Genomic DNA, 11,485 nt, shown 5'->3' on the forward strand with positions numbered 1-11,485 from the left:
TAATTAACGCGTGTTAAACATCATTGCGGGGTGTTTAATGTATTTAAATCGGAGGATCTCATGCAAAAATTCTTTTTAGACGATGAAAAGCCTAAATTTAGTTCACGTAATAAGTTTGCTAAGATGGGCTTAACGTTTGAAGATGTCAAGTTAATGAACGACAAAAATACGACCGTTCAAGCTAATAATGTCAATGTTTCAACTAGTTTAACACCAACGTTAAAACTAAATATTCCGTTGATTTCTGCTGCAATGGATACTGTTACTGAGGCTAATTTTGCTATAGAATTGGCAAAGTTGGGTGGGTTAGGTGTTATTCATAAAAATATGACTATTGCTGAACAAGCTGATGAAGTTAAACAAGTAAAAACAGCCACTTTCGATCCTAAACAATATGATCATGCTGCTGTGGACGCAAAAGAGCAGTTATTGGTTGCTGGTGCAGTAGGTGTGACCTCAGATACAGTTAAACGTGTTGAAGCAATGGTTAATGCTGGTGTTGATGCAATTGTTTTAGATTCTGCACACGGTCATTCAGAAGGTGTTTTACGCAAAGTAACTGAAGTGCGTAATGCTTTCCCAGACTTAAATATTATTGCGGGTAATATTGCAACTTCAGAGGGGGCAGCAGCTTTGTATGATGCTGGTGCTGATGTTGTTAAAGTTGGTATTGGTCCCGGGTCTATTTGCACAACGCGTGTTGTTGCTGGCATTGGCGTACCACAAATATCAGCAGTTCGTGATGCTGCTGATGAAGGTGTTCGTCGCGGTAAAGCAATTATTGCTGATGGTGGCGCAAAAACAGCTGAGGATATTGTCAAGGCAATGGCTGCAGGTGGCAATGCTGTGATGCTGGGTTCAATGTTTTCTGGTACAAAAGAAACACCGGGTGAAATTTTTGAAGATAACGGTAAGAAATATAAAACTTATAGAGGTATGGGATCAATTGCCGCTATGGAAGCCGGTTCAAAAGATCGTTATTTTCAAGGTGAAGTTAACGAAGCTAAAAAGATGGTACCGGAAGGTATTGAGGCACGTGTTGAGTACAAAGGGGCATTGGCAGACATCTTGACCCCTGTTATGAATAGTATTCGCCAAGAAATGTCTGAAATGGGTGAAAGTGCAATTACTGATTTATCAAAAAATCGTCATATTACACGTGATATTGCCGGTATTGATTATGAAGAGGCGCTGTCAAAAACTGAGCCAAAGTATACGATACCAACATTCTAAGCAGTCAGTAATGGAGAAATAATATGTCTGAAAATAATAAAAACCAAGGTTTGGGGTATGATCAAGTGTTGCTTGTACCTGGTGCTTCAAATGTTTTACCACATACAGTATCGTTATCAACACAATTAGCTAACAATTTCATCTTAAATATTCCTTTGATTTCTGAAGCCAATGGTGTTGCTACTGATGTTAGAGTTGTACCAACAGCATTAAATGGTGGATTAGGCGTAGTGGCGGAGCAGGAAGATATTGATGCACAGTCAGCAACAATTGCCACTGCTAAACAAACAGTTGTTGATTTTGAAAAATATCCCAATGCTTTTGTAAATGCTCAGAATCATCTTCGCGTCGCTGCTGAAGTTTGGTTATCTACTGGTGCACAAGACCGAGTTAAAAAGTTAGTTACAGCCGGCGCTGATGCAATCTTTTTCTATCTCAAAGATGCACTCACTCATGAAACAAATGAAATTGTCAAAGCTGTACGTAAAGCATTTCCAACAACATTCTTAGCTGTTGGGGTTATTGAAGATCAAGGAATTGCTGGGGCATTGTACCAAGATGGTGTTGACGCCGTCATTGCAGGGCGTGCAGTGAACTCAGAACTACCTAATAATGTGTTATATCCATTTTTAACAACAACAATGGCAATTGCAGAAGTGGCAGCTGATTTTGATAAAGCAGTGATTGCTTCTGGTGGTGCTCACTACTCTGGAGATGTTGTTAAAGCTATCTCAGCTGGAGCATCTGCAATTTTAGTAACTGATTTACTCAAAGGTGAGGTTTTGTCCGCGGATGGTACCTTTGCTGGTGGTGATATGTCAATTGATGATGCTATTTTCCAAACTGATGGTGGCTTACGTGCAGGGATGGGATATACAGGCTCATCAACAATTTCAGATTTGAAATTGTCAGCAAAGTTTGTTCAAATTACAGATAATGGTTTGCGTGAATCACATCCACATGATGTTGAAATTACAAAAATTGCACCTAATTACGCAAAGTGATATATGATAAACTTGATTTTAAGAATAAAAATGATTTATCGTTTTATTCTCATTGTTAAGTTTAAACATGTACTAAAGGGAGAGTAAAGCATGGCTGAAATTAATGCCGATAAAGTTCTTGTATTGGACTATGGTAGCCAATATAATCAATTAATTACCCGCCGTATCCGTGAAATGGGCGTTTTTTCTGAGTTGAAGTCACGTAATATGACTATTTCTGAAATAAAAGCCTATCATCCAAAAGCAATTATTTTATCAGGTGGCCCAAAATCTGTTTATGAAGAAGATGCCTTTAGCATCGATCAAGAACTGTTTAATTTAGGCGTTCCTGTGCTTGGTGTTTGTTATGGCATGCAATTGATGGCACAACAACTAGGTGGTAGCGTTGAAGCTAATCCTGGGAATGGTGAATTTGGTCAAACAATTCTAAAACAAACTGATCACGCTGGACGGTTATTTGCTGATACACCAGTTGAACAAACTGTTCTAATGAGCCATTCGGATAATGTTGTAAAGTTACCTGAAGGATTTGAAGTGGCCGGTGGCTCAGATAAAACACCAATTGCTGCTATTGCTAATGAAGAGCGTCGTTTATATGGTGTGCAGTTTCATGCAGAAACAACATTATCTGAACATGGTAAACAGATTTTGCATAATTTTGTTTTTGACATTGCGCAAGCTGAGGCTAATTGGGATATGAGCGGCTTCGTTGATCAACAAATTGCTCATATCAGAAAAATTGTTGGTGACAAGAAAGTATTATTGGGACTTTCTGGTGGTGTTGATTCATCGGTTGTTGGTGTTTTATTGCATAAAGCTATTGGTGATCAATTAACGTCAATTTTTGTTGACCATGGATTGTTACGTAAAAACGAAGCGCAGCAAGTGATGGAAATGATGGGCGGTCAATTTGGATTAAATATTATCAAAGTTGATGCACAAGAACGCTTTTTGTCTCAATTAGCTGGGGTGACTGACCCAGAAAAAAAGCGCAAGATTATTGGTAATGAATTTATTCAAGTCTTCAATGATGAAGCCACAAAGCTTGATGGTATTGATTTTCTGGCGCAAGGTACATTATATACTGATGTGATTGAGTCAGGTACAGATACTGCGCAAACAATTAAATCACACCATAATGTCGGTGGGCTACCTGAAGATATGCAGTTTAAGTTAATTGAACCACTGAATACACTCTTTAAAGATGAAGTTCGTGAACTAGGTGAGACCTTGGATATGCCACATGAAATGGTCTGGCGTCAACCATTCCCTGGACCTGGTCTTGGCATTCGTATCTTGGGTGACATCACAGAAGACAAGCTAGAAATTGTCAGAGATTCAGATTGGATCCTACGTGACGAAATTGCTAAAGCTGGACTAGAAGGTGATGTTTGGCAGTACTTTACAGTCTTGACTGGCGTTCGTTCAGTAGGTGTTATGGGAGACTATCGTACCTACGACTATACGATTGCTATTCGTGCTATTACTTCGGTAGATGGCATGACAGCTGATTTTGCTCACTTACCATGGGAATTACTACAAAAAATTTCAGCGCGTATTGTTAACGAAGTTGGACACATTAATCGTGTCGTCTATGACATTACAGCGAAGCCACCAGCTACTGTTGAGTGGGAATAGTATATATAGCTTTAATGTGCTATATATACGTTGTTATAGGGAACAATTTGGAACACAGAGATGATTTTGTGTTTGAATGTATAGCGAGAACAAGCACAAGATGTGCTTGTTCTTTTTCTTTTTCTTTTTCTTTGATCAAATATGTGTCAACATCGATTGTTATGGTTGATGGTTGTTGCGTTAGAGTGACACAACGTATCTAATGAAGTTATTATGGATAAGTAAAAAACAAAGAATGAAGCACTTTAACTGCTATCTATTATTACTGTGATAACAAAATACTGTTGCCTTTGTTATAATGAAAATATTAAATTAAAGAGGTTTATTCATGAAAATTAGGAATGTGAATAGAGATGATTTAACGGCAATTATAGAAATAGAAAATAAAGGCTTCAATGAGCAGGAAGCAGGAACAAAAGAACAATATGAAGACCGAATTAAAAATTTTCGGGAAAGTTTCTTTGTCGCTGTAAATGATGACGATCAAATTATGGGATTTATTTGTGGACCCGCAGTTAAGGAACAATTTATAGAAGATTGGATGTATGAAGAAAATCCAAAAAGTGTCTCACGTGGCGGTTATCAAACGGTACAAACCATCGCGGTCTCTCCTGATGCTAGAGGACTGGGGATAGGAAGTTTGCTATTGTTAGAATTAGAGAATCATGCAAAAAGCGATGAGAGAATCGCGATGTCTCTAACTTGCTTAATAGATAGAATTCCGTTTTATGAAAAGAATGGTTATAAAAACATGGGAATTTCAAAGTCGAACCATGCTGATGAGCAATGGTTTAATATGGAAAAATTGATTAACCAATTTTAATTTTTTATGATTCAGTGATTCAGCAGGCTATTCATAATATTAGCATTCTCGTTGTACCATAGTACCTTGTTACGTAGCGATCAAATAAAAAACACATCTTGACTTGGTATAACCATTGTTAAAGATGTGTTTTTAGTATTGTTATTGCGGCAACATCAGGACCTAGTATTGAAATCAATACAACAGCTGGCGAGTCCTGAGAGAAAAAAGGTCTGGCCTTTTCATAAATGGCGCCTAATTCTTATGTTTTTTAACTCGGACACTTGGCACGTATCATTTTTACTAGATCGATACCTAATATTTAATTGCACGCTTAATAGGTTGGTCTATGTTACAATATAATTCCATGTTTGTCTATTATGCTATTCGCCACTTTCTAGTGGGATTAGTCCGTACATCCATTATTTATCGATTACCAGTATAATATTATCAAAAATTGAGCTTAACTGTTGAATTCTTAGACTTTATAGAGGGAGTATATTTAGTCGCTCAAACTAGCTCTTGATGAGAGCGAATCACATCGATATGCGATAATTAAGGAAATTAAAAAGTGGTTCATAGATGAGCCTATCTGTTGTTTTAAAGCACACAGCATTAAGTTTAACTTGTTTTCTATCTTTTATGGTAAGATAGTATTGTATATTTTAAATTTGTTTTGAGGGTGATAATGTCAATTAACTATCCTACGGGCAGTCGGCGTGTTTCGCATGTTGAAAATACGATGCGCACAGGTAAAACAACTAAAAAAGCATTGATGTTTGGTAAGCGTGGTATGGGCTTAGAAGAGGAAATTAATCTTGCCAATGATTACTACTTGGTTAACCATTTGGCAGTAATTCACAAAAAACCAACACCAGTAACAATTGTAAAAGTTGATTATCCCGCACGTTCTGCAGCAAAAATTACGGAAGCATATTTTAAGCAAGCTTCAACGACTGATTATAATGGTGTCTATCAAGGACGTTATATTGATTTTGACGCGAAAGAAACAAAAAATAAAACCTCTTTTCCTTTGAAAAATCTTCATGCACACCAAATTGTGCATTTGGCTAATATTTTAGCGCAAGGGGGCATTGGTTTTGTTATTATTAAATTTACCAGTTTAAATGAGACATATGTCTATCCTGCAAAAGAATTAATTGCGCAGTGGCAAAAGTTGAATGGCAAACAGTCAATTTCGTATGATGAAATTGTAGGGCGAGGGTACTCTGTACCTGAAAGTTTAAGCCCTAGTTTAGATTACTTAAAAGCTGTTGACCAATACTTTGAACATCTAAACTAACAAGTAGGAGTGCACCATCAATTATGGCAAATGAGAATCAATGGTCTCGTGTGAATCGCAATAGTAATACATATGACAGTTATCCAGCCACGGAACCACCCAAAACACCACGACCACCTAAAAAAAACGGTAATGAGTCAGGTGGTCCAAGAAAACCAAAGAAAAAGCGTCATTGGTTTTTAATGATTTTCTTATGGTTATTAGTATTAGGTATCATTGCCGTAATGTCTGGGGTAGCGTTATTCATTACATACGCTAATGATGCACCAAATATTACGGAATCCAAGTTAGCATCTGAAAACTCTAGTGCTATTCTTGATGACCAAGGGAAAAATATTTGGAGTTTATCAACTGTAGAACGTGATTATGCTACTACTAATGAAATACCAAAAATGTTGAAACAATCAGTTGTAGCAACGGAAGATCGTCGTTTTTACAAACATAATGGTGTTGATCCTATCCGTATTATGGGCGCAGCGGTTGCCAACTTCCGCGGGTCATCCTTAGGTATGCAAGGTGGATCAACATTAACGCAACAATTAGTGAAGTTATCAGTGTTTAGCACATCTACTGCTGATCAAACAGTTGAGCGTAAAGCCCAAGAAGCTTGGTTAGCAATGCGTGTCGAGAAAAACTTCACTAAAGATGAAATATTAACATTTTATATGAATAAGGTATACATGGGGCACGGCGTATCTGGCATGAAGACAGCTGCCACATATTTTTATGGTAAGCCACTAAAAGAATTAGCCTTACCCCAACTCGCATTATTAGCAGGTATGCCACAATCACCAACAAATTATGATCCGTATTTGAAAGATAACTCAGCTGCTAAAAAGCGACGTGATACTGTTTTACAATCCATGGTGAAATATGGTGCTATTACGGAAAACCAAGCAAATCAAGCGATAAAAGTACCAGTAAGTGATGGGTTGCAAGACTTAACAGCTAAAACACAGCTTGCGAATAATAATCGCAAAGTTGTTGATGGTTATGTTCAGTCAGTACTCTCAGAAGCTAATTCTCTGGGTTATGATGTCACCAAATCTGGGTTGAAAATATATACCAGCATGGATTCGAACCTGCAACAATCACTTTATGATAATGCTAATGGTAATACAGTTAATTTCCCTGCAGAAGACACCCAAATTGGTGCTACTATGGCTGATCCAAAAACAGGTCGTGTGGTTGCTCAATTAGGTGGCCGTAACTTAAATATTTTACAGGGAACCAATCATGCTAAATTATCTAATCGATCAGGCGGTTCCTCAGTTAAACCTTTACTTGACTACGGTCCGGCAATCGAATATTTGAATTGGCCGACCTATCGTACAGTTGAGGATAAAAAATATACCTTACCAGGAATGAATAGTACTATTTCTAACTGGGATGGTAAATATATGAATAACATTACAATGCGTTCAGCGTTAACGCAATCACGAAATACACCGGCATTGCGTACATTAGAAGAAGTTGGTGGTACAAACGCTGCCAAATTCGTGAATAGTTTAGGTATACCAACATCTGAAGTACCAGGTGGCACAGCCGCCATTGGTATTGATGTCTCAACAGAACAAGAAGCTGGTGCTTATGGTGCAATTTCTAATGGTGGTACTTATTATAAGCCAACCTATATCACAAAAGTTGTGACACCAGATGGGACGACTCATAATTATTCGGCTACAGGAAAACGTGTGATTAAGAGTAGTACCGCGTTTATGTTGACGGATATGATGAAGGGTGTCATTAAGCCAAATGCTACAGCTGCGGAGGCTGTAATTCCTGGGTTACATCAAGCTGGAAAATCTGGTTTAGTTGGTTATGATCCAAGTGCTGGTCAACCAGACCGTGCAATCATGGATTCTTGGTTTACAGGATATACTAAGTCCTATGTACTTTCTGTTTGGACAGGCTATGATCAGCCGAATGAGCCTGGGAAATATATTCCTTGGACATCCCAAGATTTACCTTCACAGTTTTACCAGAAGGTAATGTCTTATGCCATGCAAAACAAACCAAATACGGATTGGGAAAAACCAGATACGGTAACACCCAAGGTACGTGGTAATATTGTTGAGTATGAAGTTAAGGATGAAAAGTGGAGTAATGGTGGATTACCACTAGTGAATTCAATTCCACAATCTGGAGAAACACCAGCTGAAGCAAATATTTCCGGCTCAGCAGCGGTTGGATCAACTACAGGTAATAATTAAGTAGTCACCAAAAAGTCTTGCGTAAGCAGGGCTTTTGTTTTGGAGGGCATCAATCATGTCAAGATTATGGGTTACTGGGTATCGCAGTTATGAAATTGGTACATTTGGTGATAAAGATCCGAAAATCGAAGTCATAAAGTATGCAATAAAGTGCGCATTAAAAGATGAAATTGAACGGGGGCTGGAATGGGTGATTACCGGAGGTCAATTGGGCGTTGAACAATGGACTGTGGCAGTTGTAGACGAATTAAAATCAGAATTTCCTAATCTCAAAGTAGCGATGATGTTGCCATTTAAAGATTTTGGTAATCAGTGGGCTGATAACAATCAAGAAAAATTAAAACTGCTTAGAGCTAAAAGTGATTTTGTGGACAGTGTATCCAATATACCTTACGAGGGGCCAAGGCAGTTACAGAATTATCAAAAATTCATGTTGGAACATACGGATGCAGCATTGTTAATTTATGATACTGAATTTGAGGCTAAAACAACTTTTGATTATAATATCATCAAAAATAAACAAGAACAAGCGCCTTATCCATTAACGCTAGTTGATATGCTCAACCTACAAGATTACGCAACAGAGTATGAAGAATTAAATTCAGAAAAACATGGTTTTTCTGAATAAATAAGGCGTTTTCCTTGTAATTCTAAGAAATAATTGGTAATATAGATTAAGTAAAAAAGTAAATGAGGTGTGACTTGTGGAACAAGTAAAATACACGCAAAAAGATATTTTAGAACGCGTTTTCAAGCAAAAGCGTATGGGTGTTGGCTATGATCCAGCAGATGTTGATAGTTTCCTTGATGATATCATCAAGGATTATGGTGCCTTTGCGGGACGTGTTGAGCAGCTTCAAGGTGAGGTTACTCGCTTACAAACTGCTCTAAAAGCTTCTCAAGATCAGCTAGTCACTGTTAAGCAACAACAAGTCAACACACCATCAGCAGCCCAAACAGCATCACCTATTGTTGAAGAACCAAAGCCAACAAATACTGTGACGAACTTAGATTTAATTAAGCGTGTCGCTAATTTAGAGCGTGCAGTATTTGGTCGTGACGCTGGGGAATAACTTTAATTTACTGTAAGTACGTAGCTGAGTAATATTTAAGCTTAATTACTATATTTGTAAGTATCGAGTAATTGCGCGTTATATTTCTAACGTGAGGAAGGTCCATGCTCGCACAGTCTGAGATGACTGTAAGGTTTGTGCTGGGATAAAAAATAAACCCAGGGGCGGTAATACGCTACGGCGGTCGAACAGGCTAAGGCTTTGCTATGTCTTAATAGATCTGAAAGTGCCATAGAAACGTACGCGTTAATGAAAGTTAGCGTTTGAGACGAGGTAAACCCCGCAAGCGGGCAACCCAAACTTTTGGTAGGGGCGGCTAATCTAGCGAATTGAAGCGATGATTGGTATGGTTTGGCAACAAACTTAGATAGATGATTACTGAAGGTGGTATGTACCTGCGTATCACTGGAACAAAACATGGCCTACAGATACTTACAACAGGTAACGTCACTTTGTGGCGTTTTTTATTTTATGCATTATTTAGTATTATATTCAACTCAATTGTGAATATATCCTGAGTTTTGTTGCATAAAAATTCATTTTGGGTTATGATTATTTACGTCAATCAGGTATACAGGAGAATTGAGATATGAAATCTAAAATAATTAAAAATATAATGACTGTTGCGATGAGTTTAATATTGCTCTTGCCACTTATGATCGCTGTTGTGCCAGAAACAAAAGCAGCGGAATCAGACCCAGCTTATTCAAAAATAAAGGAACGTGGTGTACTGGTTGTTGGCCTTTCCGCAGATTATGCCCCATTTGAGTTCCATACAACAGTTGATGGTAAAGATAAAATTGTTGGTTTCGAAGTTGACATGGCGAAAGAAATTGCAAAGGATTTAGGTGTTAAACTTCAAATCAAAGAAATGGGTTTTGATGGTTTAATTGGTGCTGTACAAACTGGGAAAATTGATGTTATTATTTCTGGTATTAATGCAACGCCAGAACGTGAGAAAGTTATTGATTTTTCTAAATCCTATCTTGCACCAAAGCAGACCATTATGGTTTTGAAGAAAAATGAAGCACAATTTACCACAGATGTTAATTCATTTTCAGGTAAAAAAATAGGGGCTCAACGACAAACAACGCAGGAAACTTTTGTTCAAAACAATATGTCTGCTGCTACATTGGTTAGTTTGCAAAAAGTGCCTGATCTTGTTTCGCAATTATCAGCAGGTAAGATTGCAGGTGTTGTATTAAATGATCCAATATCTTCGGCGTACGCACAACAAAACAAAGCGTTCAAGGTGATTTTTCCTAAGCCAAACGAGTCTGAGGGTGCAATTTCCGTTGCCATGCCTAAAAACTCACCAGTATTAAAATCAAAGATCAACGAATCGATTGACCAAATCGTTGAATCAGGTCAGTTGAAAACTTTCCAAAAGAAAGCTAATGCGTTAATGTTCAATGATCAGTCGTTTTGGTCAAAATATGGTAATTTATTTATTAAAGGAACTCTGATTACCTTAGCCTTAGCGGCTATTGCGGTTATTATCGGAATTATTTTGGGCACGATAGTTGCTTTGTTTAAATTGTCACCGAACTTCATATTAAAGGCTATCGGAAACATTTATGTTGAGTATGTTCGTGGTACACCTTTGCTTGTGCAAGCGTTTATGGTGTTCTTTGGGACTCAAGTTATTGGTCTAAATCTATCTGCCTTTGCTGCTGGTTCTTTGGCAATGGGATTAAACTCTGCTGCCTATATTGCTGAAATTATCCGGTCAGGAATTAATTCCGTCAATTATGGTCAAACAGAGGCTGCTCGTTCACTTGGGCTATCTAAGAACAAGGCAATGCGTTACATTGTATTACCACAAGCTGTTAAGAATATTTTACCTGCACTGGGTAACGAGTTCGTTACGGTAATTAAAGAAGGATCCGTTGTATCCGTTATTGGTGTTGGTGAATTAATGTTTCAGACCGGTGTGGTCCAAGGAGCAAGCTTTAAACCGTTCTTTCCACTACTAATGACTTCACTCATTTATTTTATATTAACATTTGGTATTAGTCGTGCATTAGGATACGCTGAAAAGCGAATGGCACGCACAAGTCGTTAATTTTATAGTTTGAAATTAAAAGCGAACGTTTCGATTTTCAAAATATGAAAACACTTACAAACCAAACGTTCGTAAATCATCTTAAAAAAAGCTATATAGTTCGTATTATACGAACTATATAGCTTTTTTTGTGAAAATTATTATTTTAAAACGA

9 protein-coding genes and 1 other RNA gene are annotated in these 11,485 nt (G+C 37.6%); all 10 read left to right on the forward strand.

Features of this window, described 5'->3' with window-relative positions:
* The first annotated feature begins 60 nt into the window (after nucleotides 1-60).
* The 10 genes from guaB to FGL89_RS07805 all read left to right on the forward strand — a co-directional run bounded on the left by guaB (nucleotide 61) and on the right by FGL89_RS07805 (nucleotide 11,331).
* Nucleotides 61-1,233 carry an IMP dehydrogenase gene (gene guaB, locus FGL89_RS07760; protein WP_014974534.1) on the forward strand — a complete coding sequence of 391 codons (1,173 nt, stop codon included), beginning with the start codon at nucleotides 61-63 and terminating at the stop codon, nucleotides 1,231-1,233.
* A gap of 23 nt (nucleotides 1,234-1,256) precedes the next feature.
* Nucleotides 1,257-2,237, forward strand: coding sequence for an IMP dehydrogenase (locus FGL89_RS07765; RefSeq protein WP_147000481.1), 981 nt, complete (start codon nucleotides 1,257-1,259; stop codon nucleotides 2,235-2,237).
* A 90-nt stretch (nucleotides 2,238-2,327) separates the two neighbouring features.
* Nucleotides 2,328-3,875, forward strand: a complete 1,548-nt coding sequence (guaA, locus tag FGL89_RS07770; RefSeq protein ID WP_014974532.1) for a glutamine-hydrolyzing GMP synthase — start codon at nucleotides 2,328-2,330, stop codon at nucleotides 3,873-3,875.
* Nucleotides 3,876-4,203: 328 nt separating this feature from the next.
* Nucleotides 4,204-4,698: a GNAT family N-acetyltransferase gene (locus FGL89_RS07775; RefSeq protein WP_014974531.1), complete on the forward strand. Its 495-nt coding sequence runs from the start codon at nucleotides 4,204-4,206 to the stop codon at nucleotides 4,696-4,698.
* A 667-nt stretch (nucleotides 4,699-5,365) separates the two neighbouring features.
* Nucleotides 5,366-5,980, forward strand: a complete 615-nt coding sequence (recU, locus tag FGL89_RS07780; RefSeq protein WP_014974530.1) for a Holliday junction resolvase RecU — start codon at nucleotides 5,366-5,368, stop codon at nucleotides 5,978-5,980.
* A gap of 23 nt (nucleotides 5,981-6,003) precedes the next feature.
* Nucleotides 6,004-8,193 carry a transglycosylase domain-containing protein gene (locus FGL89_RS07785; RefSeq protein ID WP_014974529.1) on the forward strand — a complete coding sequence of 730 codons (2,190 nt, stop codon included), beginning with the start codon at nucleotides 6,004-6,006 and terminating at the stop codon, nucleotides 8,191-8,193.
* Nucleotides 8,194-8,248: 55 nt separating this feature from the next.
* A complete protein-coding gene (locus tag FGL89_RS07790) occupies nucleotides 8,249-8,821 on the forward strand; it encodes an SLOG family protein (protein WP_014974528.1) in 573 nt (190 codons plus the stop codon).
* A 76-nt stretch (nucleotides 8,822-8,897) separates the two neighbouring features.
* The gene (gene gpsB / locus FGL89_RS07795; RefSeq protein WP_014974527.1) at nucleotides 8,898-9,266 is read left to right on the forward strand and encodes a cell division regulator GpsB; all 369 of its coding nucleotides are present in this window, start codon (nucleotides 8,898-8,900) and stop codon (nucleotides 9,264-9,266) included.
* Nucleotides 9,267-9,325: 59 nt separating this feature from the next.
* Nucleotides 9,326-9,696: RNase P RNA component class B (rnpB, locus tag FGL89_RS07800), an RNA gene on the forward strand.
* Between the two features lie 159 nt (nucleotides 9,697-9,855).
* Nucleotides 9,856-11,331 (forward strand): ABC transporter substrate-binding protein/permease, encoded by a 1,476-nt coding sequence (locus tag FGL89_RS07805; protein ID WP_014974526.1) that lies wholly within the window; start codon nucleotides 9,856-9,858, stop codon nucleotides 11,329-11,331.
* The last annotated feature ends 154 nt before the right edge of the window (nucleotides 11,332-11,485 follow it).

Source organism: Leuconostoc carnosum (assembly GCF_007954525.1).
Lineage (GTDB): Bacteria > Bacillota > Bacilli > Lactobacillales > Lactobacillaceae > Leuconostoc > Leuconostoc carnosum.

Bases quoted from the DNA above. Each gene is read 5' to 3' on its own strand.
- guaB (WP_014974534.1), top strand. From the start codon at position 61: ATGCAAAAATTCTTTTTAGACGATGAAAAGCCTAAATTTAGTTCACGT.
- FGL89_RS07765 (WP_147000481.1), top strand. From the start codon at position 1,257: ATGTCTGAAAATAATAAAAACCAAGGTTTGGGGTATGATCAAGTGTTG.
- guaA (WP_014974532.1), top strand. From the start codon at position 2,328: ATGGCTGAAATTAATGCCGATAAAGTTCTTGTATTGGACTATGGTAGC.
- FGL89_RS07775 (WP_014974531.1), top strand. From the start codon at position 4,204: ATGAAAATTAGGAATGTGAATAGAGATGATTTAACGGCAATTATAGAA.
- recU (WP_014974530.1), top strand. From the start codon at position 5,366: ATGTCAATTAACTATCCTACGGGCAGTCGGCGTGTTTCGCATGTTGAA.
- FGL89_RS07785 (WP_014974529.1), top strand. From the start codon at position 6,004: ATGGCAAATGAGAATCAATGGTCTCGTGTGAATCGCAATAGTAATACA.
- FGL89_RS07790 (WP_014974528.1), top strand. From the start codon at position 8,249: ATGTCAAGATTATGGGTTACTGGGTATCGCAGTTATGAAATTGGTACA.
- FGL89_RS07805 (WP_014974526.1), top strand. From the start codon at position 9,856: ATGAAATCTAAAATAATTAAAAATATAATGACTGTTGCGATGAGTTTA.